At 59.7% G+C, this 26,710-nt stretch carries 20 protein-coding genes; 11 read left to right on the plus strand and 9 right to left on the minus strand.

What is annotated here, in order from left to right:
* Nucleotides 1-112 precede the first annotated feature (112 nt).
* The 3 genes from IQ265_RS12455 to IQ265_RS12465 all read left to right on the plus strand — a co-directional run bounded on the left by IQ265_RS12455 (nt 113) and on the right by IQ265_RS12465 (nt 4,762).
* On the plus strand, nt 113-1,705 hold the full coding sequence (locus tag IQ265_RS12455) for a ferredoxin--nitrite reductase (protein ID WP_194053993.1): 1,593 nt from the start codon (nt 113-115) through the stop codon (nt 1,703-1,705).
* Between the two features lie 356 nt (nt 1,706-2,061).
* Nucleotides 2,062-4,299 (plus strand): nitrate reductase, encoded by a 2,238-nt coding sequence (locus tag IQ265_RS12460; protein WP_194053995.1) that lies wholly within the window; start codon nt 2,062-2,064, stop codon nt 4,297-4,299.
* 13 nt (nt 4,300-4,312) lie between these two features.
* Complete coding sequence (locus IQ265_RS12465) at nt 4,313-4,762, plus strand: phosphate-starvation-inducible PsiE family protein (protein WP_194053999.1); 450 nt, start codon at nt 4,313-4,315, stop codon at nt 4,760-4,762.
* 395 nt (nt 4,763-5,157) lie between these two features.
* Here the strand turns inward: IQ265_RS12465 and IQ265_RS12470 are convergent, their stop codons facing one another.
* The 4 genes from IQ265_RS12470 to IQ265_RS12485 all read right to left on the minus strand — a co-directional run bounded on the left by IQ265_RS12470 (nt 5,158) and on the right by IQ265_RS12485 (nt 10,365).
* Complete coding sequence (locus IQ265_RS12470; protein ID WP_194054001.1) at nt 5,158-6,261, minus strand: hypothetical protein; 1,104 nt, start codon at nt 6,259-6,261, stop codon at nt 5,158-5,160.
* A gap of 112 nt (nt 6,262-6,373) precedes the next feature.
* Nucleotides 6,374-8,224: a molybdate ABC transporter permease subunit gene (gene modB / locus IQ265_RS12475; protein ID WP_194054009.1), complete on the minus strand. Its 1,851-nt coding sequence runs from the start codon at nt 8,222-8,224 to the stop codon at nt 6,374-6,376.
* Nucleotides 8,225-8,257: 33 nt separating this feature from the next.
* Nucleotides 8,258-9,079, minus strand: a complete 822-nt coding sequence (gene modA, locus IQ265_RS12480; RefSeq protein ID WP_194054011.1) for a molybdate ABC transporter substrate-binding protein — start codon at nt 9,077-9,079, stop codon at nt 8,258-8,260.
* Between the two features lie 302 nt (nt 9,080-9,381).
* Entirely contained in the window at nt 9,382-10,365 is a 984-nt protein-coding gene (locus IQ265_RS12485) for a glutathione S-transferase C-terminal domain-containing protein (protein ID WP_194054013.1), read from the minus strand.
* Nucleotides 10,366-10,620: 255 nt separating this feature from the next.
* On the opposite strand from IQ265_RS12485, the gene IQ265_RS29480 reads away from it, so the two are divergent.
* The gene (locus tag IQ265_RS29480; RefSeq protein WP_255523543.1) at nt 10,621-10,749 is read left to right on the plus strand and encodes a hypothetical protein; all 129 of its coding nucleotides are present in this window, start codon (nt 10,621-10,623) and stop codon (nt 10,747-10,749) included.
* Between the two features lie 24 nt (nt 10,750-10,773).
* Here the strand turns inward: IQ265_RS29480 and gndA are convergent, their stop codons facing one another.
* Nucleotides 10,774-12,198, minus strand: coding sequence for an NADP-dependent phosphogluconate dehydrogenase (gndA, locus tag IQ265_RS12490; RefSeq protein WP_194054015.1), 1,425 nt, complete (start codon nt 12,196-12,198; stop codon nt 10,774-10,776).
* A gap of 586 nt (nt 12,199-12,784) precedes the next feature.
* Here gndA and IQ265_RS12495 point away from each other — a divergent pair.
* The 3 genes from IQ265_RS12495 to IQ265_RS12505 all read left to right on the plus strand — a co-directional run bounded on the left by IQ265_RS12495 (nt 12,785) and on the right by IQ265_RS12505 (nt 15,898).
* Nucleotides 12,785-13,180, plus strand: a complete 396-nt coding sequence (locus IQ265_RS12495) for a metalloregulator ArsR/SmtB family transcription factor (RefSeq protein ID WP_194054017.1) — start codon at nt 12,785-12,787, stop codon at nt 13,178-13,180.
* 121 nt (nt 13,181-13,301) lie between these two features.
* Nucleotides 13,302-15,293 carry a heavy metal translocating P-type ATPase gene (locus IQ265_RS12500; protein ID WP_194054020.1) on the plus strand — a complete coding sequence of 664 codons (1,992 nt, stop codon included), beginning with the start codon at nt 13,302-13,304 and terminating at the stop codon, nt 15,291-15,293.
* Nucleotides 15,294-15,505: 212 nt separating this feature from the next.
* Nucleotides 15,506-15,898, plus strand: coding sequence for a hypothetical protein (locus IQ265_RS12505; protein WP_194054022.1), 393 nt, complete (start codon nt 15,506-15,508; stop codon nt 15,896-15,898).
* Nucleotides 15,899-15,980: 82 nt separating this feature from the next.
* Here the strand turns inward: IQ265_RS12505 and cutA are convergent, their stop codons facing one another.
* Together cutA and IQ265_RS12515 are read right to left on the minus strand one after the other, a co-directional pair.
* Entirely contained in the window at nt 15,981-16,313 is a 333-nt protein-coding gene (cutA, locus tag IQ265_RS12510) for a divalent-cation tolerance protein CutA (RefSeq protein ID WP_194054024.1), read from the minus strand.
* Nucleotides 16,313-17,305: a pentapeptide repeat-containing protein gene (locus tag IQ265_RS12515; RefSeq protein WP_347404958.1), complete on the minus strand. Its 993-nt coding sequence runs from the start codon at nt 17,303-17,305 to the stop codon at nt 16,313-16,315. The genes cutA and IQ265_RS12515 overlap by 1 nt, the downstream gene beginning before the upstream one ends.
* A gap of 265 nt (nt 17,306-17,570) precedes the next feature.
* Between IQ265_RS12515 and IQ265_RS12520 the strand changes: the two genes are divergently transcribed.
* Entirely contained in the window at nt 17,571-18,242 is a 672-nt protein-coding gene (locus IQ265_RS12520; protein ID WP_194054026.1) for a DUF2834 domain-containing protein, read from the plus strand.
* A 64-nt stretch (nt 18,243-18,306) separates the two neighbouring features.
* Here the strand turns inward: IQ265_RS12520 and IQ265_RS30670 are convergent, their stop codons facing one another.
* Nucleotides 18,307-20,667, minus strand: a complete 2,361-nt coding sequence (locus IQ265_RS30670; RefSeq protein ID WP_194054028.1) for a tetratricopeptide repeat protein — start codon at nt 20,665-20,667, stop codon at nt 18,307-18,309.
* A 482-nt stretch (nt 20,668-21,149) separates the two neighbouring features.
* Between IQ265_RS30670 and IQ265_RS12530 the strand changes: the two genes are divergently transcribed.
* Entirely contained in the window at nt 21,150-23,003 is a 1,854-nt protein-coding gene (locus IQ265_RS12530) for an NAD(P)H-quinone oxidoreductase subunit F (protein WP_194054030.1), read from the plus strand.
* Between the two features lie 68 nt (nt 23,004-23,071).
* A complete protein-coding gene (locus IQ265_RS12535) occupies nt 23,072-24,652 on the plus strand; it encodes an NADH-quinone oxidoreductase subunit M (protein WP_194054032.1) in 1,581 nt (526 codons plus the stop codon).
* A gap of 178 nt (nt 24,653-24,830) precedes the next feature.
* Here IQ265_RS12535 and IQ265_RS12540 read toward each other — a convergent pair whose 3' ends face one another.
* Nucleotides 24,831-25,259, minus strand: coding sequence for an NUDIX hydrolase (locus IQ265_RS12540; RefSeq protein WP_194054034.1), 429 nt, complete (start codon nt 25,257-25,259; stop codon nt 24,831-24,833).
* Nucleotides 25,260-25,410: 151 nt separating this feature from the next.
* On the opposite strand from IQ265_RS12540, the gene IQ265_RS12545 reads away from it, so the two are divergent.
* Nucleotides 25,411-26,706: a CO2 hydration protein gene (locus IQ265_RS12545; RefSeq protein WP_194054036.1), complete on the plus strand. Its 1,296-nt coding sequence runs from the start codon at nt 25,411-25,413 to the stop codon at nt 26,704-26,706.
* Nucleotides 26,707-26,710: the final 4 nt, after the last annotated feature.

Genomic DNA, 26,710 nt, shown 5'->3' on the forward strand with positions numbered 1-26,710 from the left:
CCTGGAGCGAGACTAGGCTAACCACACTGGTTTTTTGTGGATAAACCCGGATCCTTTCGGGATCAACCCTGCCTCAACCTTGCCTCAAAGTCTTGCAACAACGGTGTAGCCTGTGACCACTTCCATAGACACGGCCAACCCAACGGCCACCGCTAAACTCAACAAATTTGAACAGTTTAAGGCCGACAAAGACGGGCTGCTGGTCAAACACGAGCTAGAGCAGTTTGCCCAGATGGGGTGGGAAGCCGTCGACGACACCGATCTCACCCACCGGCTCAAGTGGCTGGGTATTTTCTTTCGCCCGGTGACGCCAGGCAAGTTTATGCTGCGCCTGCGGTTGCCCAATGGCCTGCTTACCGGCTATAAAGCTCGCACCCTGGCCGAAATTATTCAGCGCTACGGCGAAGACGGCAGCGCCGATGTCACCACCCGGCAAAACCTGCAGCTGCGCGGCATTCTGCTCGAAGATATTCCCGATATTTTTCGCCGCATGCACGCCGCTGGGCTCACCTCGGTGCAGTCGGGTATGGACAACGTGCGCAACATTACCGGGTCGCCGGTGGCGGGCCTCGATGCCGACGAGCTGATCGACACCCAGGGGCTGGTGCGCAAAGTTCAAGACATGATCACCAACAACGGTGAGGGCAACCCGGCTTTTACCAACCTGCCCCGCAAATTCAATATCGCGATCGAGGGGGGCCGCGACAACTCCATCCACGCCGAAATTAACGACATCGCCTTTGTGCCCGCCTACCGCGAAGGCGTGCTGGGCTTCAACGTGGTGGTGGGCGGCTTCTTCTCGGCCCGGCGCTGCGAGGCGGCGATACCGCTCAACGCCTGGGTACCGCCCGACGACAGCGTAGTCGAGCTGTGCCGCGCCATTCTAGAGGTCTACCGCGACCACGGCCTGCGGGTGAACCGCCAAAAGGCCCGCCTGATGTGGCTGATCGATGAGTGGGGCATGGATCGGTTCCGGGCGGCGGTGGAGGTGGCCTACGGTCAGCCCCTGCTGTCAGCGGCCCCCAAAGACGAGATGGACTGGGACAAGCGCGACCACATTGGGGTGTACCCGCAAAAGCAGGTGGGGCTCAACTACGTGGGGCTGCACGTGCCGGTGGGGCGGCTGATGGCCAGCGACCTGTTTGACCTGGCCCGCCTGGCGGAGGTCTACGGCAGCGGCGAGCTGCGTCTGACGGTGGAGCAGAACGTGATTATTTCCAACGTGCCCGACTCGCGGTTGCCGGTGCTGCTGCAGGAGCCGCTGCTGAAGAAGTTTTCAATTGCACCCTCGGCGCTGACGCGATCGCTGGTTTCCTGCACGGGCTCCCAGTTTTGCAATTTTGCCCTGATCGAAACCAAGCAGCGCGCTGTGGCCCTAGCCGCAGCCCTGGACTCAGAACTCACCCTGGCCCAGCCGGTGCGCATTCACTGGACGGGCTGCCCCAACTCCTGCGGTCAGCCCCAGGTGGCCGACATTGGCCTGATGGGCACCAAGGTGCGCAAAGACGGCAAAACCGTAGAAGGGGTAGATATTTTCATGGGCGGTAAGGTGGGCAAAGAGGCTCACCTGGGCGAAAAAGTGCAGCAGGGAATACCCTGCGACGAGCTGCATGAGGTGCTGCGATCGCTCCTGATCGACAACTTTGGGGCTCAACCCAGAGAAGCGGGTGCATCTCTCAACGGCCTGGTGGTGACGGCGGATTAAATTCAAACTAAAAAAATGCCCTGTTGGCCAACGGCCCCAGGACACACAGTTTGCATTTGAGCCAAACGTAGCACAGGCCAGGGGGCCGTGGCGAGAGTAGGCATCAGGGTTTCATCATAGATTCCCAAAGCGGATCTGACTTTAAACCTACTGCCACCCCCTTCGACTCCGCTCAGGGACCGCTCCATTTCTCCCTACGGGAGACGCTAGCGCGAACGACTCCGCTCAGGGGCCGCCCCCTTTCTCCCTACGGGAGACGCTAACGCGAACGGCTTCGCTCAGGGACCGCTACCCTTCGACTTCGCTCAGGGACCGCTACCCACCCACCCTCCTACTCGCCCACCCATCCACCCCCTATGACCAACCCCGCCAAAACCTTATGTCCTTACTGCGGCGTGGGTTGCGGCCTGGAAGTCTTGCCCCCGGCCCAGCCCAACAAGCCCACCCATCGCGATGCCCAGGGAAATCCGATGTGGCAGACCAGGGGCGATCGCGCCCATCCCTCCAGCCAGGGCATGGTGTGCGTCAAAGGGGCCACCGTGGCCGAGTCGCTCGATCGCGATCGGCTCAGGTACCCCATGCTGCGGGCCTCGCTCGATGCCCCCTTCGAGCGAGTGTCGTGGGAGGTGGCGCTAGATGCGATCGTGCGCCGCATCCAAACTGTACGTGACACGATGGGGCCAGATGGCCTCTGCGTCTACGGCTCGGGCCAGTTTCAAACCGAAGACTACTACGTGGCCCAAAAGCTGGTGAAGGGCTGCCTAGGCACCAACAACTTCGACGCCAACTCGCGGCTGTGTATGTCGTCGGCGGTGGCAGGCTACATTCAGAGCTTTGGTTCCGACGGCCCGCCCTGCTGCTACGCCGACCTGGAGGCCACCGACTGTGCCTTTTTGATCGGCACCAACACCGCCGAGTGCCACCCCATTGTGTTTAACCGGCTGCGCAAGCACCACAAGCGCAACGGCCACGTCAAGCTAATTGTGGTCGACCCGCGCCGCACCGACACCGCCAAGGCCGCTGACCTGCACCTGGCCATTCGCCCCGGTACCGACATCACCCTGCTCAACGGCATTGGCCACCTGCTGCTGCGCTGGGGAGCGATCGACCCTGAGTTTATCGACGGCTGCACCCAGGGCTTTGCTGGCTATACCGAGGTGCTGCGCCACTACGCGCCCGAGATCGTGGCCGATCGCTGCGGCATTACCGTCGCCGATCTTGAAACCGCCGCCCGCACCTGGTCTAAGGCCAAGGCGGTGCTCTCGCTATGGTCGATGGGGTTAAACCAGTCGTCGGAGGGCACAGCAAAGGTACGGTCGTTGATCAACCTGCACCTGATGACCGGCAACATCGGTCGTCAGGGGGCGGGACCGTTTTCGCTCACCGGGCAACCCAACGCCATGGGGGGCCGCGAGGCCGGGGGGCTCTCCCACATTCTGCCCGGCTATCGCCTGGTCAAAAACCCTGACCACCGCCGCCAGGTCGAGGCATTTTGGGGGCTGCCCGCTGGGCAAATCTCTGCGACGCCGGGTTTAGCCGTGGGCGAGATGATGCTGGCCCTGGAGCAGCGACAGGTGGGCCTGCTGTGGATTGCCGCCACCAACCCGGCGGTCAGCCTGCCCGACCTCAACCGCACCAAGGCGGCCCTGCGCCAGTCGCCCTTCACGGTGTATCAGGACGCCTACTACCCCACTGAGACCGCCGAGTTTGCTCACCTGCTGCTGCCCGCCGCCCAGTGGGGCGAAAAAACCGGCACCATGACCAACTCTGAGCGGGTGGTCACCCTCTGCCCCGCCTTTCGCCCACCCCCCGGCGAGGCTCGTCCCGACTGGGAAATTTTTGCCGAGGTGGGCCGCCGCCTGGGCTTTGCCGACGAATTTGCCTTTGCCAATAGCGCCGAGGTCTACCGCGAGTTTGCCGCCATCACCCGAGGCCAGCCCTGCGATATTACCGGCCTGAGCCACGATCGCCTCGCCGCCCACGGCCCGATTCAGTGGCCCTGCCCCGACCGCGAAACGCCTGAAACCGCCGCCACCAGATACGACAAGCGCCTCTACAGCAAAGGCATCTTCGCCACCCCCGATCGCCGCGCCCGCTTTGCCCCTCTGCACTCCAACGGCCTGGCCGAACCCCCCGACGACCAGTATCCCTTTGTGCTCACCACCGGACGGCTCTACGGTCACTGGCACACCCAAACCCGCACCGGGCGAATTGAAAAGATTCAAAAGATGCACCCGGCCCCGTTTCTCGAGATGAACCCCCGTGATGCCCAGCAGCTAGAGGTGCAGGGGGGGGAATGGGTGGAGGTGCGATCGCCGCGCGGTACCGCTCGACTGCCCGTTTTGGTCACCCAAAACATTCGCCGGGGCAGCCTGTTTGTGCCCATGCACTGGGGCAGCCTGTGGGCCGACGATGCCGAGTGCAACGCCCTCACCCATCCAACGGCCTGTCCGATCTCGGGCCAGCCTGAACTCAAGGCCTGCGCCGTGCAGGTGGTGCCCCTCAGCCGCTTAACCCCAGATCAATCCGCCCGGCCTGAGGCTTTACCCCAGGCCCTAGAATCGTCTATTCTCTCAGCAGCACCCACCCCCTGAGCATTGAACCTCTATGGCGAACCGGGCCAAGCGGCTGATCGATCAGTTTAAGAATGAAACGTTTCTACTGCGGCTACACCAGTTTGAGGGCAGCATTTCCAAGCTGCTCTCCCTGACTATGGTGGTCGTTGTTCTGGCGATCGTGTTCGATTTGATAGTGGTGCTGGTCGAAGCCATTTTTACCACCGCCCCCGGCGCGTTTCTGGGCCAAACCGTAATCGACATCTTTGGTCTCTTTTTGACGGTGCTAATCGCCCTAGAGATTTTAGAAAATATCACCGCCTACATTCAAAAGCACGTGGTGCAGGTTGAACTAGTTATCGCCACGGCCCTGACGGCGGTGGGGCGAAAGTTCATCATTTTGGACCTAGCTAAGGTGTCGGGTACGACGCTGATTGGGCTAGCGCTCGCCATTTTTGCCCTCGCCATCAGCTACTGGATCGTGCGCGCCAGCCATCGCTAAGAGGTTGTATAGCCATCGCCAGAACAGCTAGAACATGGGCAATATCCTTGGCATAATGGCTCTAAGCCATTGCGCCTCCCAGTTTTTAACCGTGACCAGGGTCGACATCCTAAGTGCGATGGCCATCGCTATAACCTGCGTTTTAGCCAGTGCGCAGGCTACTAAACATGGCTTCAACTCGGGCTGCATGTCTCTCGTACCAAATCCGAGTCACACAACCCCGAGTTGAAACCGATACCTCATAGGGAGCACTGCACTGCCCCTACGGATTGAGGGTATACGGATAGGATTTAGTATCAGATAGCCTCGATCGGAGCGTGGACGGGGAGCCAAGCGGCGGCCTTTAGGTCTAGCCTCACCGACTCCCTACCCATCCACGCCCTACCCAGTTGCCCTCATCGTCCGGTCACGACGCCCCACATGTAGTCTTCGAAGGAGCCTTCGCCCAGGTCTACGGAGAAGATTTTTCCCCAGCTGTAGCATTTAAAGCGAATGTGGCCGCTGTCGTGTTTGTACCAAACGCCATTGTCAATGCTGAGGTCGCCCTGGTAAACGACCCAGTGGTTGGGGTAGGCCACGGTGGGCGCGCTGCCACCGAGCATGGCGGCGTCGATGAGGACGAAGGCCACCCCCCCCTGGCGACGAACGCTGTCTGCGGTTTTCATGGCGTCAAACTCGCCGTAGACAAAGGTGGATTCAAAATCGACCTGGCTGTAGCCCAAGATCTCAGAAATCCAGCCCTTCATTTCCCAGGGGGTGGTAATGCCGGCGACGTTATTGCCGAGGCTGCCTGAGTCGCCGGTGACCGGAAAGATCAGGTTTTCGGCATCGCGCAGGGTGGCGATCAGCATCCAGTCGGCGGCCGACATGCCGGAGCGAATTTTGCTCTGCCGCAGACCGTCGGAGGGGCGTACGGTTTTGGTGCGGCTGCGGAACTGGCCGGTTTCGTAGAGCGAGCGACAGAGGTCGACGTAGCGGGCGGGCTGTTTAGACACCAGCTCAAACACAATGGCGGTGGGGCCGCAGAAGGGGGTGTAGTTTTGGTTAATGTTGAGCGGGTTGGCCACCGTAGCGCGCAGGTCTTGAATTAGCTCGGCTTTAGGAATGTGAGGCCACACTCCCGGCTGGGAGGATTGCTCAAAGGCGGCGATCGCGCTGGCGACCGGGTCAACACTGGGTACATCGACTACCTGGTAGCGCAACTGGTAGTTGGCCCCATCGCGGGTAAAGGCGGCGGTAGCGCCCGAGGTGAGCCCAGTGGTGATGCGCACAGAGCCCAAAAGATCGTCGGCGTCGGGAGAATCTTCGTCCCAGAGCTTAATTTCTACGCTGCTGTTAAAGGCATAGGTTTGGTTGAGAGACCAGGTTTGGCCATTGTCGAGGCTGCGTTTGAGGTGAGGCTGCAGCGTGCCATCGACGAGAACTTCGAGACGGCACTCATCGGCACCCCAGTCTTCAGTTTCGTTGCACTTGAGCTGGCTTAGAATCAATTGACGCATGGGAGCAAATCCTCAGGGTGAATAGGTGACTCTGAAAACTTCACCCCGACCCCGTAAATTTACTGACCCAACTCGCGATTTGGGTCCAGAGAAAAATCTGGCATAGTGCCGCTTAACCCTCTAGCAGGAGCAACTGGGCTGGGTTAAGGTGCACAAACCAGGGCAAAGGCCGATTTTTCAGTTCGGCCCAGGTGTCTTTGAAGACCTCCGCCTGGAGGTGGTAGTCGTCGAGGTCAGCGGGGGGGCTGCCCAGCTTCAGGTAGAGACTGATGCGATGGGGTGTTTCGCTGGTCCAAGCAATCCAGCCGGGGAAGGTGTTGGGTGGGGTGAGCTGCTCTAAAAAGGTTAGGCGATGGGCACGAATGCCTACGTGGGTGTGGGTGGGCAGCACCGGCTCCAGGGTTTGCAGGGTGCAGCCCCAGTTCAGCGCGGCTAAGGCGTGGTCGCCCTGGCGGCGCAGGGGCGAGACGTTTTTGCAGCCGGTAAGCTGAGCTACAGTCAGGTGGCCGGGGCGGTCAAAAATGGCCTGTTTTGGCCCCTCAGCTATCACGCGGCCCTCCGAGAGCACCAGCAGGTGCTCACACACCCGGTAGGCTTCTTCTAAGTTGTGGCTGACGAACAGGGTGAGGCCCTGGTAGTTGGCCAGGGTCTTGAGCAGCTGCTTTTCGAGTTCGCTGCGCAGGTGGGCATCGAGGGCCGAAAAGGGCTCATCGAGCAGCAGAATGTCGGGGTTGGGGGCCAGGGCACGGGCTAGGGCCACCCGCTGCTGTTGGCCGCCGGAGAGCTGGTGGGGGTAGCGATCGCCAAACCCAACCAGCTGCACCTGCTGAAGCTGCTCAGCCACCCGGCGGGCGATCGCCGCTTTAGACTCGCCCCAGAGCCCGTAGGCAATGTTTTGGGCCACTGTCAGGTGAGGGAACAGGGCGTAGTGCTGGAACAAATAGCCGATTCTGCGATCGCGGCTGGGCAGATTAATGCCCAAGTCTGAGTCAAACAGCACCCGCCCATTCACCACGATGCGCCCGCTGTGGGGTGTCTCTAGCCCCGCCAGACATCTCAAAATTAGGCTTTTGCCCGCGCCCGAGGCTCCCAGCAGGCCCAGAGGGTGGCGATCGGTGGAGAAGGCTACATCCAGGGTAAAGCCGGGCAGGTGTTGGGTGAGGCTGATGAAGAGGTGGGGGCAGGGGGTGGGGGGTAAGGGGTAGGGCGTAACGCTTGGGGATTTTGGATTTTGGATTTTGGATTTGCCCTGGATGGCCTGCTGAGCTAGCCGCCAGCAGCGGTCGATCCACCTCAGAACTGGTCGCCTAGCGCTCTGGGTTTGCCAACCGTTCATCAGCACCAGACCGCCCAGGGAAATGGCCAAAATTACCCCGGTCCAGAGGGCGGCCTCGCGAAAGGCTCCGGCCTCGACGGCAAAGAAAATCGCCATGGGCAGGGTCTGGGTTTTGCCCGGAATATTGCCCGCCAGCATCAGGGTAGCCCCAAACTCGCCCAGGGCGCGGGTAAAGGCCAGGGCGGTACCGGCCCCGATGCCGGGCAGGGCCAGGGGCAGCGTAATGCACCAAAACAGCTGCCACTCCGTTGCGCCCAGGGTGCGGGCCGCCTGCTGCACCGAGCCATCGATCTGCTCTAGGCTACCGAGCACGGTTTTGTACATCAGCGGAAACGCTACCACCGTCGCGGTGATCACCGCCGCATACCAGGTAAACACGACGTTGACTCCGGCTGTCCCCATCAGGGTACCGAAGGGGCCATTGCGACCCAGCAGCAGCAGCAGCAAAAAGCCCAGCACCGTGGGGGGCAGCACCATGGGGGCCAAAAACAGACTGTCTAGGAGCGATCGCCAGCGACCCCGGTAGCCCTGCATGAACTGCGCGGCGGCAATGCCCAGCATAAACGCCAGCACAGTGGCGATCGCGGCAATGCGGAGGGAGATCCACAGGGGGGAGAGGGTAATCATGGCAAGTTCTGCAGCCGTAGCATGGGTGGGCCGTTACGGCTCGACAATCCCAAAGCCAAACTGCTTGAACTTGGTCTGGGCCGCAGGCGTCTGCAAAAACGCGATAAAGGTCTTCGCTGCGTCAGGGTTGGGGCTGTCGCTCACCACGGCGATCGGGTAAACAATGGGCTGGTGGGTTGCCGCTGGTGCCGTAGCCAACACCTTAATTCGAGCTGAGAGGGCTGCATCGGTGGCATAGACCACACCCACATCGGCGTTGCCGCTTTCTACGGCGGCCAAAACTCCCCGCACGTTGCTGCTAAATACCAGCTTCGACCGCAAAGACTCCAGCAAGTTTAGCTTGGCAAACACCTGCTCTGCGTACTGCCCCGCTGGTACGCTGCGAAACTCACCCACCGCAACGACACCCACCTCAGCATCTTTGAGCTGGGCCATATCTGTAACCGCAGTCTGCGACTGAGCCGGGGCAATCAGCACCAGGCTATTCGTCAACACATCCTGGCGGGAATCCTTTAGAATCAGCCCCTTCGCAGCTAGCGCATCCATCTGTTTAGCCGCGGCAGAAAAGAAGACATCGGCCGGGGCACCCTGCTCAATTTGCTGCTGTAGGGCACCCGAGGCCCCAAAGTTGTAGCGAATGCTAATGGTGGGGTAGGCAACCTGAAATTCAGGCGTAATAGCCTCTAGCGCATTCTGCAAACTGGCCGCCGCCGATACAGTGAGTTCGACCGTCTGCGCCGGGGGCTCGGTGCGGTGCGGTGCCAAAGCAGACGAACCACAGCTGGCGGCAAACAAGCTAACCGCTAGACCAACACAACCGCAAACCAAAAATCTACGACCCTTGACCGAATACATGAAAAAGCTCCTTGGACACTGAAGAAACTAGCCAATTACGACTTGCGAGCACAATGTTAAAACTGTGCCAGTGCTTCGCTTCACCCAGCTGACACTTCCCCTGCATATCCACGGGCAAACAAGCGTTTACGGGCCCGAGGGCAGCGATCGCATCATCACTCAGCGCGGGGTAGATCAATACTGGGGAGGGGCAGATTGCCGTAGCTATTGGCCCAATGTGTTACGGCCTGCCCCCTTGTCCATAGTTTCAGCTCTCGCCTGAATCCTTCGTAGCCTACTGAACCCAGGCTATTTGAAACTACCTATACGTCAGCCATCGCCCCAGTCGGCGCGTTGAGGTACTCCAGATCTGGCCCAGAGGGAATAATGCCCCCCGGATTGAGCGGAAACAGGTTGCCATAGTAGTCACGCTTGACCGCCTCCAGGTCGCAGGTGGCGGCTACCCCCGGCAGCTGATACAGCCGTCGCAGGTAGGGGCCAAGGTGGGCGTAGTCTTGAATGCGGCGGCGATTGCACTTAAACAGGCTGTAGTAAACCACATCAAAGCGAAACAGCGTGGTAAACAGGCGCACATCCGCCAGCGTTACCCTGTCGCCACAGAGGTAAGCGTTCTGGGCCAACGCCCGATCGATTGTATCTAGCTCATCAAACAGCTCGGTGACGGCGCGATCGTAGGCGGCCTGGCTCTGGGCAAAACCGCAGCGATAGACACCATTATTTACAGCCTGGTAGGTGCGATCGTTCCAGGTATCAATCTCAGTTTTTAGGGCATCTGGGTAGAGGTCAACCTCGGGCCGAGTAGCCCACTGGTTAAACGCCTCATTCACGATCACAATGATGTCAGCGCTCTCATTGTTGACGATGCTAGCCGTCTGCCTATCCCATAGCACCGGCACCGTGGCTCGCCCCTTATACCCCGGCTGAGCCTGGCGGTACAGCTCAGGTAACGTTCGGCAACCGCGAAAGGGTGTTTCAAACACCCAGCAGCCCTCGTCGGGGGAGGGGTTGACGAGAATGGTCGAGATTGTTTCTTCTAACCCTTTTAGCGATCGCGTCACCAGCGTTCGGTGCGCCCACGGGCAGCCCATACCCACTATTAGCTGATAGCGATTCGCCTCTGGCGGATACGCCCCTTCCGGCTCAACCCGCTGGCGAAACTCGCTCTCGGGTCGTTGGTAATCGCCGCCCTTGCTGCTGGGGGCCATCTGCCCCATCATCGTCTGCCACAGCGTCGTCCAGGCTAGCTTAGCAGCGCGAATCAGCAAACCCGGCGGAAGACCAGCCATAAAATTCTTGTGTGAGAAGATGTCTCTACTATAAGGAATGTTCGGTGGTGCATCGCTGCGCGAATGCACCCTACGTGCCGCTAAAGCCCACCGGAGTTGCTTCCAGGTCAATGGGCAGAACAGAGGTTTAAACCGATGATCAATCCATCCTTTCCGTGAGGTCAAGGACGACGGAACGTCCTTGTCGAAGGGGTCTGGGGGCTGCGAAATGCCCCCAGCCGCAGATCTGGCTCTTGCCCCCAACTGTGCGCCGCAGTGGTCAAGGCAACCAGCAGCGCGATCGCCCTGATCCAAGCCATGAACCCTGCACTGGGCGAATCACCATTCGCCCCTACGAACAAAAAAGCCGCCGAACCCCAAGGGATCGACGGCAACACTATGTAGTGAGGTTTTTAACTCAGAGAACGCTTACACCCGCGCCGGGGCCTTTGTCCATTCAGTGTGGAACGTGCCCTCCTTGTCGACCCGCACATAGGTGTGAGCCCCAAAGTAGTCGCGCTGCGCCTGGGTCAAGTTCTGCGGCAGGCGATCGCGCCGGTAGCTGTCAAAGTAGTCGAGCGAGGCGCTAAACGCCGGCACCGGAATGCCAAAGGTCGCCGCCATCGCCACCACTTCCCGCCAGGCCGACTGGCGATCGAGAATCGTCTGCTTAAACTCGGGGGCCAGCAGCAGGTTGGGCAGGCTAGGGTTCTCATCGTAGGCATGCTTGATCTTGTTCAAGAACCCGGCCCGGATGATGCAGCCGCCCTTCCAAATGCGGGCCGTCTCGCCCAGGTTGACATCGTACTCATAGTGGTTAGATGCCGTACCGATCAGCGCCATGCCCTGGGCGTAGGAACAGATCTTTGAGCAGTAGAGCGCATCGCGGATCTTATTGACCATGGTTTTGACATCGCCGTCAAAGCTCGCTGTGGGGCCGCTCAGCTCCTTCGAGGCCGCCACCCGCTCCTCCTTAATCGACGACATAATCCGCGCATTCACCGCTGCCGTAATGGTGGGAATGCTAACCCCCAGCTCCAGGGCGCTCATCACCGTCCAGCGCCCGGTGCCCTTCTGGCCCGCCGCATCCATGATCAGCTCCACCAGGGGCGTATTGGTATCGCTGTCGATATTGGTGAAAATGTCGGCGGTAATCTCAATTAAGAACGAGTTCAGCTCGTCGGTCAGGTTCCACTCGGCAAACACGTCGAATAGCTGGTTGTGGTTGAGGCCCAGCACGCTCTTCATCAGGTCGTAGGCTTCAGCAATTAGCTGCATGTCGCCATACTCGATGCCGTTGTGCACCATTTTGACGTAGTGGCCCGCGCCCCGAGGACCGATGTAGGTGACGCAGGGGCCGTCATCCACCTGGGCGGCAATTTTCTTCACAATCGGCTCGATCGAGTCGTAGGCCGCGCGGGTGCCACCGGGCATCAGGCTAGGGCCGAGCAGCGCCCCTTCCTCGCCACCGCTCACCCCCATGCCAATGAACCGCAGGCCAGTAGATTCGAGATCTTTGGTGCGTCGCTCGGTGTCTTCGTAGAGGGAGTTGCCGCCATCCATGATCATGTCGCCGTCGTCGAGCAGAGGGCGCAGCTGGTCAATCACCGCATCTACCGGGCTGCCCGCCTTCACCATCACCAAAATACGGCGGGGCCGCTCTAAGGACTGGACAAACTCTTCGAGGCTGTAGGTCGCCTTGACGTTTTTGCCCTGAGCCCGCTTTTCCATAAATTTTTCGGTCACCGCTGCGGTGCGGTTGTACACCGCCACCGGAAAGCCTTTGCTCTCAACGTTGAGCGCCAGGTTCTCACCCATAACGGCAAGGCCAATTACACCAAAACTCTGTGCCATATCAATCTCTCGGTAACAGTTCGATCAAAAGTCGGAAACGGGGTTCTACGGAAAACTATGGAGGGCCTGGATGAATAGAACATTAATGGAATGCCGATGGCCCGGTTTTCGACCACGGCATCAAATCTGTCAACAGACTAAACAACTTTTTTCAAATGGCCATGCACCCAAAGGTTTTCTTTAGGTGTAAGGCCGAAAAGCCAGGAATCTCTGACCTTTGAGAGAATTTAAAGTGCCCTTAAGACAAAAAATTTTAGGCCCTAGCTCTCGTCCACACTCTATCTACGGAGTGATGTATGGCTGCAAACCCCGAGCCCAGCTGTGCTCAGCCTTGGGTAGGGTATCTCTGTAGCGCTATCGCTCACACCGTTAAATTGTGTCTTCTAAGGTACTGATTTATCGCGGGCGGGGTATCTTCCTTTTGAACCAAGTTATCGCTATCAAGGTCAATTGGGATGGCCCTCCCGCGTAGGGGTACGCAATGCTGGTAGGCGATCGCCGTCTATGCCCCTATAGATACCTGGACCAATATTCAGACGGTAACGATTATCAGTACCCTAGAGATGGTGCTGTCATCGGTATTTGAGTGGCCAATTCTCATTCGGCAAAGACCCAGCTGGCGCAATCGGCAGATGCCCCCGCCTGTGCTGAATCGCTGGTGCATTTAGACAACGTGCGCCAGGTGCAGCCCGACGTGCTGAGCACCCAGAAGGCGCAGCGCATGGCAGAGTTTTTTAGCGCCCTCTCCGACCCCCATCGGCTCAAGCTGCTGTCGGCTCTGGCCCAGCAGGAACTGTGCGTCTGCGACCTGGCGGCGGCGGTCAAGATGGGTGAGTCGGCGGTGTCGCACCAGCTGCGGGTGCTGCGATCGCAGCGTTTGGTCAAGTACCGCCGCCAGGGCCGCAACGTCTATTACAGCCTGGCCGACGACCACATCATGGCCCTCTACCGCGAAGTAGCTGAGCACTTAGAAGAAGGCTAGAGAAGCGAATTTTCCGGCAGCAGCTGCCCGAGTGGAACTGTATTTGTAGGGCTGTGGCTCTAGAATTGTGTATCATCTGAATAGTCTTTCAGATATTCAGATGCATCCGGCGGGTGACCCTATGGCCGAACTCCACTTCCATGACCACTGCGCCCAAGGCAGCTGCGCCGACGACCGCCGCACCGGCCAGCGCCCAGCGCCTGCCGAGACCCACAACGACTGCTGCGGCCACGACCACGGATCGGGCGAGTTCAACCTGCGGTACGAACTGATCCCCATTGCGATCGCGGCGGTTTTGTTAGCGATTGGGCTGGTTTTTCACGGGGCGCTGCACAATACCCCCTGGGCTGTCGCCGAGTATGCCGTTCTGCTGCCCGCCTACTTAATCAGCGGCTGGGGCGTGCTGGCTACGGCGGGGCACAATATTCTGCGGGGCCGCATTTTTGACGAAAACTTTTTGATGACCATTGCCACCCTGGGGGCGATCGCCATTCACGAGATTCCTGAGGCGGTGGCGGTGATGCTGTTCTTCCAGGTGGGGGAGCTGTTTCAGGGCTACTCGGTAGGGCGATCGCGCCGCTCGATCAAGGCTCTGCTGGCGGTGCAGCCCGACACCGCTAACCTCAAAGTCAATGGCGATATTCGTCAGGTATCTCCTGACACAGTCATCGTCGGCGACCTGATTTTGGTGCGCCCTGGCGAAAAAGTACCCCTGGACGGCGAGGTTCTAGACGGCAGGTCGCTGGTAGATGCCTCGGCCCTGACCGGAGAATCGGTGCCCTACACCGTCGCCCCTGGCGAAACCGTGCTGGCGGGAATGATCAACCAGTCGAGAGCGCTGACCGTGCGGGTGAGCAAACCCTTTACCGAGTCGTCGATCGCCAGAATTTTAGACCTGGTGGAAAACGCCAGCAGCAAAAAAGCCGACACCGAAAAGTTTATTACCCGCTTTGCCCGCTACTACACCCCGGTGGTGGTGGTTCTGTCGCTGGCGGTGGCGATGCTGCCACCCCTGATTATTGCCGGGGCATCTCAGGCCGAGTGGGCCTATCGCGCTCTGGTGCTGCTGGTAATCTCCTGCCCCTGCGGCCTGGTGATTAGCATTCCACTGGGCTACTTTGGCGGCGTGGGCGGGGCGGCCAGGCGCGGCATTTTGGTCAAAGGCTCGACGTTTCTCGACACGCTGGCCCAGGTCAATACCGTCGTTTTTGACAAAACTGGCACCCTCACTCAGGGCAACTTTCGCGTTACCGATATCATTACCCACAATGGCCTGAACGCCGCTCAGCTGCTGAAGCTAGCCGCTCAGGCCGAATCGCAGTCTAACCACCCGGTGGCGCAGTCCATTCGCCAGGCCTACGGTCATCCCATTGACCCGTCTACCATTCAGGACTACGAAGAAATCCCTGGTCACGGCATTCGCGCCAGGGTGAACGGGCGCACCGTGTTGGCGGGCAGCGATCGCCTCCTGCACCGCGAGGCGATTCCTCACGAGGTTTGTGTGGTCGAGGGCACCGTCGCCCACCTAGCCGTCGATGGCGAGTACAGCGGCCGCATTCTAATTGCCGACGAGCTGAAGGCAGACGCCGCCGCCGCCGTTGCCACCCTCCAAGCCCAGGGCATTGCCACCGCGATGCTGACCGGCGACAGCCAGTCAGTGGCCGATCGCATTGCCCGCCAGCTGAACCTTGACCAGTACCGGGCTGAACTGCTGCCCGAAGATAAGGTCACAGCCCTGGAGGAGTTTCTGCATCGCGCCCGCCAGACCAACGGCAAAGTAGCGTTTGTGGGCGACGGCATTAACGATGCCCCGGTGATTGCCCGAGCTGATGTGGGCATAGCTATGGGCGGCCTGGGCTCCGATGCGGCGATCGAAACTGCCGACGTGGTGATTATGACCGACGCCCCCTCTAAGGTGGCTGAAGCGATTCAAATTGCCCACCGAACCCGGCGCATTGTCTGGCAAAACATTTGGTTTGCAATGGGGGTGAAGGCGCTGTTTATCGCCCTGGGCGCGATCGGTGTCGCTACCCTCTGGGAAGCGGTGTTTGCCGATGTCGGCGTTGCCTTGCTGGCCATTTTGAACGCCGGGCGTATTCTCAGGCACAGCTAGGAGCGGGCTGCTGGCCTGTTGAGAGAACTCCCTGCTCAACCCGCATCAGCTCAGTGGATCAATTTTGGCTACAATCCCGGTTTTCTGCCCTTAGATAGATACTTCGCCGGTTTGTCAGTTTTTTCTAGATTCTGTAGCCTCTGCAGCTGTGAGATAAAACGAGTGCCGCAACAATAGCCTCACGTTGTGACGTTCTCTCTCTCAATTTGGCTATGAACCTCCTCTCTCGGTCCGCACTGGTGGCCTCTGTAGCAGCGGCTGGTCTACTGGCTAGTTCTGCTGTGCCCGGCAATGGGGTAACGGGCTGCCTGTTTTCCAAGTTCGATGCGCCTCAGGTGAAGACTTCTGGCGATTCGTCGGGTGAGTGGCAGGCGTTTTCCCCAGACAGCAATGCTCTGGGGGCGGCGCTGGGTGGTTTAGGGGCAATTGCAGCCCTGCTGACGGTTGGCACTGTGCTGCTGCACCAGCGGTGGCTGGCTGCCGCCGCCGCTGACGCCACCCTAGATATGGAGGCTGACCTGAGCCTAGGTACCGAAACCGAAACGGTTTTGGTGTTTGAGCCAGCCGAAATTGAGAGCGAGGTGGCCCTGGCCTACCGTCGCTAGGTCGACTTGATTGTGGTTGAAAATCTCCTTGAGTAGCTGAATAGGGGCTGGCCGTTGGTCAGCCTTTTTTTTGCTGAAATGCTTAAACCTGGGCCTGGAGCCAGCTCAGGTAGGCAGGCAGGCCAGTCACGATGGGTAGGGCGATGATTTCGGGCACCTCGTAGCTGTGGTGCTCGGTGATTACCTGGCTCAGGGCCTCAAACTGGCTGAGGTCGGTTTTAACAACCAGCTGCCACTCGGCCTCGCTCTGAACCTCGCCCTGCCAGCGGTAGAGCGATCGCACCGGAAACACGCTAACGCAGGCGGCCAGCCGCGCCTCAACCAGGTGGCGAGCCAGGCGATCGGCCTCGGCCTCGGAGCCAGCGGTGACCAGCACCACGCCTGGGGATGGGGATACAGGCTCAGACGCTGCCATTACTGCTGGGGAATGCGATCGACAAACTGCGACTGGTTCAGGGTTTCGCGAGCCGGGCGGTGAGTCCAGCGAGTTTCACCCTTGACCATTTCGTAGAGGTAGGCACGGGCTTCGGCAGGCAGCACCGACTCAGTAAATTCGGTACCCACCACCACCGCCGCCTTCAGCGACGCCTCGCCCAGGTGGGCGCGGGTAAGGTCGGCCCGCGACAGGTCTACACCGTCTAAAATGCCGTTCCACAGCACGGCCCCAGTCAGGTCAGAGCCGCTGAGATTGGCCCCCACCAGACTGACCCCGCGCATGGTGGTGTGGGTTAAATTAGCCGAGCTGAGGTTGGCGTGGTCGAGGTTAGCCCCGTTGAGCTTGGCCTCTTTGAGATTGACCCCGGCCAAGTTCATACCGTGCAGGTCTAACCCGTTGAGCCAGGCCCCCTCCAGGTTGGTCGCATCCATACAGGTGCGCTCTAGGTCGGCCCCGCTGAGCCGCGCCCCGGTCAGGTGTGCCCACGACAGGTTGGCCCCGCAGAGATTAGCCCCCCGCAGGTTAGCGCCGCTGAGGTTGGCCCCGCAGAGGTTGGCTCCCCGCAGGTCGGCCTGGCGCAGGTTAGCATGGCACAGGTCAGCCCCGCTGAGCTTGGCGCGGCGGAGGTCAGCGCGCACCAAAAAAGCGCCCCGCAGGTTGGCTTTGGTCAGGTCGGCCTGTACCAACCGAGTTTCGCTCATTTTGGCAAAGCTCAGATTGGCCCAGTTAAGATCGGCCTGGTCGAGATTGGCCTGGGTCAGAAAGGAGCGGCTGAAGTCGGCACCCCTGAGGCTGGCCCGGCTGAGGTCAACATCGACCAGAATGTGGTGGCTGAAGTTGGCACCGGCCAGGCTAATGCCCGTGAAGTCGCGGTAACCGGCCTCGTATAGCTCCAGAAAATACTGAATATGCATAATGCTTTGATGGTGAGCCGGAGAACTGGCAGACTCACGGGGGGCAGCTAAAGACACGATGGATTCCCTAATCGGGGCATGCAGACTGTGAGGAGGTATTAAAAACGACTTTAAAAGACAGGTTTATGAGTAAGGTTAACGCTTCTTTAACTAAGGGCCGAGAACATAAAGTTACAGTTCAAAATGTGATTAATTATTTTTTAACAATTGCCACGTTTGGAGGCTGAGTGGCTTGAATACAGCTTATTTGCTTTTTCTTGGCCTGAGTGTCTTCGTTGCTTTTGTTTGATAATTTGGTGAGAAACTTAGCACTTGAGTGAGCATGAACCGATTATTTTTTTGGGGTCTTTGGCTGGGATTTGTTTTGTATGCGTTTATACTTGCGCCACCCAATCGCCTCGATACCGCCGACTTAATCCTTCGCCTCTCGACCGGTGATTGGCAGGGCATCAATCCAATCGTTATAGCGCTATTTAATGCCATGGGGATCTGGCCAATGGCCTATGCGGCCCTGGCCCTGATCGATGGTGCTGAACAAAAGCTGCGGGCCTGGCCCTTTGTGGTGGTGTCGTTTGCGGTGGGGGCGTTTGCGCTGCTGCCCTACCTGGCGCTGCGGCAGCCCAACGCCAGTGCTAGCAGTTCTAAGGGCCTGCTGATTCGGCTGCTAGAGTCACGCTGGCTGGGGGCTGTGCTGGCGGCGGGGGCGATCGCCCTGGCCGCCTTTGCATTACTTAAAGGAGACTGGCCCGATTTTTGGCAGCAGTGGCAGACTGGCCGCTTTATTCACGTCATGTCGCTCGACTTTTGCGCCCTGTGGCTGCTGTTTCCGGTGCTGCTGCAGGATGACATGGCCCGGAGAGGGCTGAATCAACCCTGGATCACGGCGGCGGTGCTAGCGCTGCCGCTAGTGGGTGCCTGTTTGTATTTGGCGCTGAGGCCGTCTTTGCCGGAGGTTGTAGATGTGACAGGGATAAGGGAAAAGGTAAGCAGCTAGGGGGATGACGAGACGAAGAAGTTTTGAACTTTGAACCGTCACCTCAACTAATAGACCCCCACCGTTAAACCCTTGCTGCCATGCTCTGCAACCGCCCCAGGGTACGCTGCACCGACGACAGCGCTTGGCTATCGCCCTGGGCTTCTAGGTAGGCGCTGGCCCGCTCCAGGTCGGCGATCGCGCGCGCCTGATCGCCCTGGCTCTGGTAGGCGGCGCTGCGGTAGCAGTAGGGCAGCGCAATCGGGTCGCCGCAGGCAATGGCATCGCTGTAGTCGCGCACGGCCCCTTTGAGGTCGCCCAGCTTTTGCAGGGCGCTGCCCCGGTACACGTAGGCCATCGGCAAGTGGGGCTTGAGGGCGATCGCCTGGGTAAAGTCGGCGATCGCGGCGGCGTAGCGGCGCTGCTCCAGGCGCAGCCAGCCCCGGTTGCAGTGGGGGGCAAACAGCTTGTTGTTTTGCAGAATCGCTTCGCTGAGGTCGGCCTCGGCGGCCTCAGCCTGGTTGAGTTCGAGCTGGGCCACCCCCCGGTTGTTGAGGGCGATCGCGTGGTCGGGCTGCAGCTGAATCACCTGGCTGTAGTCGCTAATTGCGCCGGGCTGGTCGCGCAGATCGTGGCGGGTGGTGCCCCGGTTAAAAAAGGCCACCGCATCGCCGGGGGGGATCACCGGGTCATGGAAGCGCTGCATCAGCGCCTGCACCACGGCGGGTTCGCTAGTGCGCAGCTTGGCCTCCAGGTCGGGGATGACGGCGCTCTGAGTGGGCAGCGCCTTGAGGCTGACAATGGCGTAGGTGTGCCCAATGGCGTTCTCGGGCGGGGCGCTGCTGCCGCTGTCGCAGACCAGGTAGCTCTCGGCGGTGCCCATAATTCTGAACTTGAAGCGATCGGGGTAGTTTTCGCGCAGGGGCAGGAGCTGGTTGAGGGCCGCCTTGAGCAACTGCAGCTGGCTCGACTCGGTGCCCCAGCGCTGGCTAATTCGCCAGACCAGGCGGCCATCGTGCTGGTCGCCCCGGTGGCACCAGCCAATTTCGAGCTGGCCGCCCCGCTCTAGCAGCCGGTCAAACCGCTTGAGCAGATTTTCATCAATGGTGACGTAGCTGGCCCAGGGCCAGACCAGCAGCACTCGCCGGGTGGCGGTTTCGAGCGCGGCCTCCAGGGCTTGGCGGCTGGGCATAGCCTGGGGTTCGCTGCCGGTGTTTACCGGCAGATCAATGATCCAGTCGGGCGGAGCTATGGGGTGGCTGCCGGTCGGAGTCGCCGGGGCCGGGGGGTCTTGGCGGGAGGTTTTGAGGTCGGCCTCCGTCTGCTGCACCCGCCGCGCCAGCTGAATCAAGGCTTTGCGGTTGGCGGTATCGACCGGGGCTGTAACCATCTGGCTAGTGAGCTGCTGCTGCCGTTCGGAGAGCGATCGCGTCACTCCCTCCAGCTGCGCCACCTGGGCCTTGACCTGGCCCAGATACTGCGACACCACCTGCTGCACCTGCTCCTGGGTGTGGCCCGCCGTCTCTTGGCGGCTGACCTGCTGCTGAAGCTGCTGCACCTCGGCGGTCAGCCGCTCTAACGCAGCGGTGCTCGGAGCCGCCGCCGGAGTCGAAACCCCGCCCACGGTACCCACCGGAATTTTGGTTAGGGCCTGCTCCAGGCGGGTTTGCTGGCGGGTGAGGTCTTTGACGTGGTCCACCAGCTGGCTAAATTCTGACTGGGGCACCAGCGCTGCCATCGCCTTGACCACTTCCCCCATTTCGGCCCGGTACTGGCCGGGGCTGCTGGTTTGGGGAAACTCATGCCAGCGGCGATCGAGTTGCCCCAGGGCATCTTGCAGGTTGATGACCAGGGTGCGGGTTTCTGAGCGCAGGTTTTCGAGGCTCACGCGGGTCTGCATGAGGTCGGTCTTGACCTGGGAGAGCTTGTTTTCGGCAGCTTCTACCCGAGGGGTCGTGGCCAACCGCTGCATGTAGGTGTTGAGGTTCTCGAAGCTGACCTGGGTGGTGGCCGCCTGCTCCTGCAGCTGGGCAATCTGCTGGTTAATGCTGGTCAGATCTGGGGTGGCCAGCGTTTCTAGCCGCTGGTTGACGTGGGCTTTGAGCCCTTTAATTTCTTTTGAAAAGCGGATAAACGAGTGGTTGTTGCGATCCATCACCGCTCGCTGAAAGTTGGTCAGCGCCTCGGGCGAGGGCATGGCCGTCACCTGTTTGCTCAGGTTAGTGAGGCGGTGCCCGGTTTGGCGATGCTGGCGGGCCAGTTTTTCCTGGGCTTCTTCAAGCTGCTGCTCGACTCGGCTGCGGTTGAGCAACCCCACAGCGGCTAGCACCGTGAGCGGAGCCGACGCCAGCGCTATATTTTGAGCCGCAATCGATGCGACAGCACCGACGCCAGAACCCACCACTAGGGCACGTTCGGCCCTGGTCAACCAATGATTATCAGCCACGTTAATGTCCCCTGATGGTTAAAAAGCTTGAGCCTGGCGGTAATGACTGAGGGGGCGTCAGGGGGCTTTACCGCTACTGGTTTACTCTTCGCGGGGCGATCGCGCCGTCAGGATAATTTTTGCGAAAGGAATTGAGCCAGGGGCATAGGGATGAGGAAGATGAGAGATGGAGAAATGAGGGGATGGGGAGAGGGAATTTGAGGGATCCGGGAGGTTGTGGCAGAGTCTCCCTGAAGCCTTGAGGAATTCATTATTGAAGTTTATCAATCAGGAATGAAAAACAAATTGCATTTAATCAATTCACCCCTTCCTTTTTAGACCAAGCATTGGCTAAACTCTATTGCAAATAGGTCTAACTCTATCTAACCCGTCTGCTGATTGACTTGGGTCAATCGTCTTCTAGCGCCTGATCAATGGGTTAGGTATCTGCTTCTGCCCCGTCTGGCACTGTTTACCGTCCTTACTTGCCCAAGGTTTCGACTATGACCCCGATTCTGGCTCAAACCAGCTGGCTAATTCCGTTGTACCCGCTGATGGGGGCGCTGCTGACAATTCCCTGGTCGCCAGCGATGATTCGCCGCACCGGGCCGCGTCCGGCAGGCTACATCAATATTGTGATGACGGCCCTGGCTCTGACCCACAGCCTGCTGGCGTTTCTGGCCTTTTGGGGCAAGTCGTCGCCCCAGTTTTTCTTTGCCCCCTGGCTAAATGTGGCGGGGCTAAATTTGACCATTCCCCTAGAGGCGTCGGCGATTACCCTGGGGGCCTGCGTGCTGATTACCACGCTGAATCTGTTGGCTCAGCTGTACGCCGTGGGCTACTTAGAGATGGACTGGGGCTGGGGTCGATTTTTCGCCATGATGGCCCTGTTTGAGGCTGGTCTCTGCGCCCTGGTGCTGTGCAACTCGCTGCTGTTTGCCTACATGCTGCTGGAGATTTTGACCCTGGGCACCTACCTGCTGGTGGGCTTTTGGTACAACCAATCGCTGGTGGTTACCGGAGCGCGGGATGCCTTTTTGACCAAGCGGGTGGGTGACCTGGTGCTGCTGATGGGGGTGCTGGCCATTTACCCCTTGGCCCACACCTGGGACTTTCGGGAGCTAGCGGCCTGGGCACAGACGGCCAATGTCGATCCTGGGCTGATCACGCTAATCAGCATTGGCCTGATCGCGGGACCGATGAGTAAGTGTGCCCAGTTTCCTTTGCACCTGTGGCTGGATGAGGCGATGGAAGGCCCGCTGCCCAGCACCATTTTGCGCAACGCGGTAGTGGTGACAACCGGGGTGTGGGTGCTGGTGGAGCTAGAGCCCGTTATTGCCCTATCGTCGACGGCCTCGGCCTTTGCGATCGCCGTGGGTACCGTTACCGCGATTGGCGCAACGCTAATTTCTGCCGCCCAAATCGATGTTAAGCGGGTGCTGTCGTACCTCAGCAGCGCCTATATGGGCCTGATGTTTATTGCGGTCGGTGCCCACCAGCCCGGTGCCGCCCTGCTGCTGGCTCTGGTTTATGCCCTGGGTATGGCCGCTCTGGTAATGGGGGCAGGCTCGATCATTATCAATATCACCACCCAGGATTTGACCCAGATGGGCGGGCTGTGGGGTCGTCGCCCCGTTACGGCCCTGGCGATGATGGTCGGAGCCGCTGGGCTGGTGGCGCTGCCTCCCCTGGGCGGGTTTTGGGCCATGCTGTCGCTGGTTTCGGGCCTGTGGGACAGCGATCGCGGCCTGCTTGTCGCCATTGTGCTGCTGGTCAACTGGCTTACCGCCTTTAGCCTAGCTCGTTTAATTGGCCTCATTTTTGCGGGCAAAACCCAGCAGATGACCATTCGCGCCCCCGAGCCGCTCTGGCTGATTGTGCTGCCGATGGCGATTGTCGCAGGCTTTACCCTCCACCTGCCCCTGGTGATGGCTCAGCTCCACCTGCTGCCCGCCTGGGCCGAGGTCAGTCAGGATATGGCCCTGCTGCTGACCTGGTCGAGCATTCTTGGCGCTGCGGTTGGCACCCTGCTCTACGTCAACCGCGTAGTCGAGCATCCGGCGGGCCTGGTCAAGAAGCCCCTGCAAAACCTGCTGGCCTACGACTTTTACACGCCCAAGCTCTACCGCAATACCTTTGTGCTCGGCGTCGACATGCTGTCGCGCCTGACTGACTGGCTCGATCGCTACGTGGTCGATGGTGTGGTCAATGCCGTGGGCCTCGCCTCGCTGTTTAGCGGCGAAACCCTTAAATACGGCAATACTGGCCAGCTTCAGTTCTATGTGCTGACAATTTCCCTCGGTGTCGCGCTGCTCGGGGTGTTGATGAACTGGCATGCCCTAACGGCGCTGTTCTAAAGGATTTGAATTCAAACCTTAAACCTCAAACTCCTCACCTACCAAACTCATCCACTCAACCCACTGCCATGCTCACTCCACTCCTACTGATTCCGTTAGTCGGCGCGATCGCGATCGGCTTCTGGCCCGGCCTTACTGGCAAACAGGCTCGCACGGGTGCCCTGGTGGTTTCGGCTCTGCCCCTGCTGTGGACGATCTGGCTATTTATTCAGTTTGATCTGTCCTTTGGCGGCTTTCAGTTCCACGAGTTTTTGCCCTGGCTACCTGCCCTCGGCCTCAACTACGAACTCAGCCTGGATGGGCTATCGCTGCTGATGGTGGCCCTCAACAGCCTGATCACCTGGATTGCGATCTGGAGCAGCGCCCCCGACATTGAGCGGCCCCGACTGTTCTACAGCCTGCTGCTGCTGGTGAGTGCCGGGGTGGCCGGAGCCTTTGTGGCCCAAAACCTGATGCTGTTCTTCCTGCTGTACGAGATTGAGCTGGTGCCCCTGTACCTGCTGATTGCGATCTGGGGCGGCGAGAAAAAGGCCTACGCGGCCACCAAGTTTTTGCTCTACACGGCCCTATCTGGGGCGCTGATGCTGGCCGGGTTTCTGGGTACGGTGTGGCTCACGGGCGCGAAGGATTTCACCTACTACGCCGTAATGGGCCACGAGCTGCCAATGGTGTGGCAGGTGGTGCTGCTGGGGCTGCTGCTGGTCGCCTTTGGCATCAAAATTCCGCTGGTGCCCTTTCACACCTGGCTGCCCGACACCTACGTGTCGGCCTCAACGCCGGTGGCAATGATGCTGGGCGGCGTGCTGGCCAAGCTGGGCACCTACGGCCTGTTTCGCTTTGGTCTGGGGCTGTTTCCCGATGCCTGGGCTGAGCTATCGCCCTACCTAGCGGTGTGGGCAGCGGTTAGCGTGCTCTACGGGGCGATTACGGCGATCGCCCAAAAAGACATCAAGCGCATGGTGGCCTACAGCTCGATCGGCCACATGGGCTACGTGCTGCTGGGCGGTGCCGCCATGACCGACCTGGCCCTGACCGGGGCCGTCAGCCAGATGGTCTCCCACGGCATTATCCTGGCCATTCTCTTTCACCTGGTGGGCGTGATCGAGGCTAAGGTCGGCACCCGCGAGCTGGATGTGCTCAACGGTCTGATGAACCCGGTGCGAGGTCTGCCCATGGTGAGCGCCCTGCTGGTGCTGGGGGGGATGGCCAGCGCGGGTATTCCCGGTCTGGTCGGGTTTGTGACCGAGTTTCTGGTGTTCCAGGGCAGCTATGCGGTGTACCCGGTGCAGACCCTGCTGGGGGTGATCGGTACCGGCCTGACGGCGGTGTACTTCGTGATTTTGCTCAACCGCACCTGCTTTGGGAAGCTGGACAACGCGATCGCCTACTTCCCCAAAGTCACCTTCTCCGAAAAGCTGCCCGCCTACGTGCTGGCTAGCCTGATCCTCTTCCTCGGCATTCAGCCCAACTGGCTGGTGAAGTGGGGCGAACCCACCGCCAGCGCAATGCTAGCGGCGATTCCCATCGCGATCGATACGGTGGTGGCCGATGAGGTGATTGAGGCGCTGCCCCCGGCGGTTGACCCCAGCGAGGCATTACCAACGGAACCCGTTCTCGTTCCCGTCGCCAGCCTCCCCAGCTTGCCTTGAGCGCTAACCCCGTAGGGTGCATCCGCGCAGCGATGCACCATCCATGAGGCAACCCACCCAACAGCCAAATCTTTGAATGGTGCATTACGGCCATACCAGATTCCCCGAACAATAGCCTCGGTTGGCTTCGGCCTAATGCACCCTACGCACCCTACGGGCGATCGGTCAGGGGCAGGGATTAGAGAAAATCCCAGAGTTGTTCGGGAACGAGGCGGTGAGGGCCAGTGCGGAGGGCAGAGGGCGATCGCCATACCGCCTCAAACTGCCGCTTCCCCTCCATCGCCATCAGACTCTCCTGTTCATACAGCGATTCATCCACAAACCGCCCGTCGTAGACAAACACGATCTCGTGCCCCGGTGCCCCCTCGTAGACGAAAATGTTCTCCACGATGCCCAGTAACACAACCCCGGTAATATCTACCCCCAGCTCCTCCTTAATTTCTCGAATGGCCGCATCGGCGCTGGTTTCGCCAAAGTCAATGCCACCCCCCAGGGGTCGCGCAAAGCCCCGCTCCTTGACCGAGTCGTAGCTCTCATGCACCAAAATCTCCTCCCCCCGCCGCAGCAGACAGATCGAAATTGGCCGAATCCTTGCTTTTTTGCCCATGAATAGCCTCCTAAATCGCCTGTCTCAGCATAGAGAGAATTGAGAATTCAAAATGAACAATTCAAAATTCAAAACGGCCCGTCATCTTTGAATTTTGAACTTTGAATTTTGNNNTMYMMSMGMCMRTCCACCCACTCACCCATCCACCCCTATGCCTACCCTCACCGCAACCAAACCCCTGATTCCCGCATCGACCCATCCCCACGCCGATGTCATCCATCGGCTAGAGGCAGGCGGTTCGATGCTGCCCGATACGCCCGACAACCTGATGCAGATCATCGGCATCTATAAGGCCTATGCCGTGCCGATGGATTTTTACTGGCGTGACCTGCTCTACATTGCCGAGCGGGTATTCCTCAACCCCGTGCCCGCCTTTAAGTACTTTCTGCCCCAGGAGTATTTGGATCTGCCCAACCACTACGCAGGCGACACCGCCGATCTGCGAATCTGGCGGGGCGAGGCCACGGCTCACCCCGAGCTGCTGGAGTTTATGGCTAAAGGGGAAACCAAGCGCAAGTTGCCCAAGCTGTTTTTGCACCTCTGGCACGATCGCGTCAACATGGAGTTTGCCGAAGCCTGTATGAAGGCCATGCTCTGGCACCAGGACATGGGCGGTCGGTTCAACGATTACCTGTACACCGAGGAGTATAAGCAAGCGTGCGATCGCGCCATTGCCGCCTACTTTAAGGGCAACCCGGTCATGCTGGGGTTGCACAAGCTGTTCCCCGAGATGTTCTACGAAAAGTGCCGCGAACTCTCCTACTACTCCAACCTGGGCCTGTTCTGGGAAGTGATGGCCCCCGTCTTTTTTGAGATGAGCGACATCTACGACGAAGGTGGCTTTGCCGGCGTGCCCGACGCCATGAACTTTTTGGTCAACGGCATTTTTGCAGTTGCGGGTCGCCCCATTTACCACCACGTCTACGTGGGCGACGAGTGCTTTGAGCTGATTCCCAAATCCTGCGGCTTTACCTGGCTTTACGAAGCAGCTTTGCCCTACGTCGAAGCCGTGTTCTACCGCACCGCCCCTTTCCGGGGCACCAAATCCTACAACGCCCAAGCGGGGCAGGTGCCCGAAGATCAAAACGACTTTCACTACGGCATTCTCTACGCCGATGTCTTCCCCGTCGGCAGCGCGGGCATTCCCCCCACGCTGCTGATGCAGGATATGCTCCACTTTTTGCCCCCCTACCTGCTCGACTACTACAACCAGCACTGTCGGGGCGAAGACGACATGCTGATTCAGCTGGGGATCACCTTCCAGCGATCGATGTACAACGTCACGTCAGCAGTGATTCAGGCCCTGCGCACCGCCCTGCTCTACCCGCTAGACGACCAAAACCCTCGCCACCTGATGGCCAACCGCAAGTTCTTTGAGGCCCAGATGGATCGCTTTGTGCGTCCCGAAGCCCGCCTGCGCGATATTCAGCGCCAGGAGTATCGGTAGAAGG

Source organism: Nodosilinea sp. LEGE 06152, from assembly GCF_015207525.1.
Taxonomy (GTDB): Bacteria; Cyanobacteriota; Cyanobacteriia; order Phormidesmidales; family Phormidesmidaceae; genus Nodosilinea.

Bases quoted from the DNA above. Each gene is read 5' to 3' on its own strand.
- cutA (WP_194054024.1), bottom strand. From the start codon at position 16,313: ATGGCAGCGTCTGAGCCTGTATCCCCATCCCCAGGCGTGGTGCTGGTC.
- IQ265_RS12460 (WP_194053995.1), top strand. From the start codon at position 2,062: ATGACCAACCCCGCCAAAACCTTATGTCCTTACTGCGGCGTGGGTTGC.
- modB (WP_194054009.1), bottom strand. From the start codon at position 8,224: ATGATTACCCTCTCCCCCCTGTGGATCTCCCTCCGCATTGCCGCGATC.
- IQ265_RS12465 (WP_194053999.1), top strand. From the start codon at position 4,313: ATGGCGAACCGGGCCAAGCGGCTGATCGATCAGTTTAAGAATGAAACG.
- IQ265_RS12520 (WP_194054026.1), top strand. From the start codon at position 17,571: ATGAACCGATTATTTTTTTGGGGTCTTTGGCTGGGATTTGTTTTGTAT.
- IQ265_RS12500 (WP_194054020.1), top strand. From the start codon at position 13,302: ATGGCCGAACTCCACTTCCATGACCACTGCGCCCAAGGCAGCTGCGCC.
- IQ265_RS12535 (WP_194054032.1), top strand. From the start codon at position 23,072: ATGCTCACTCCACTCCTACTGATTCCGTTAGTCGGCGCGATCGCGATC.
- IQ265_RS12530 (WP_194054030.1), top strand. From the start codon at position 21,150: ATGACCCCGATTCTGGCTCAAACCAGCTGGCTAATTCCGTTGTACCCG.
- IQ265_RS12505 (WP_194054022.1), top strand. From the start codon at position 15,506: ATGAACCTCCTCTCTCGGTCCGCACTGGTGGCCTCTGTAGCAGCGGCT.
- gndA (WP_194054015.1), bottom strand. From the start codon at position 12,198: ATGGCACAGAGTTTTGGTGTAATTGGCCTTGCCGTTATGGGTGAGAAC.
- IQ265_RS12545 (WP_194054036.1), top strand. From the start codon at position 25,411: ATGCCTACCCTCACCGCAACCAAACCCCTGATTCCCGCATCGACCCAT.
- modA (WP_194054011.1), bottom strand. From the start codon at position 9,079: ATGTATTCGGTCAAGGGTCGTAGATTTTTGGTTTGCGGTTGTGTTGGT.
- IQ265_RS12485 (WP_194054013.1), bottom strand. From the start codon at position 10,365: ATGGCTGGTCTTCCGCCGGGTTTGCTGATTCGCGCTGCTAAGCTAGCC.
- IQ265_RS12470 (WP_194054001.1), bottom strand. From the start codon at position 6,261: ATGCGTCAATTGATTCTAAGCCAGCTCAAGTGCAACGAAACTGAAGAC.
- IQ265_RS12540 (WP_194054034.1), bottom strand. From the start codon at position 25,259: ATGGGCAAAAAAGCAAGGATTCGGCCAATTTCGATCTGTCTGCTGCGG.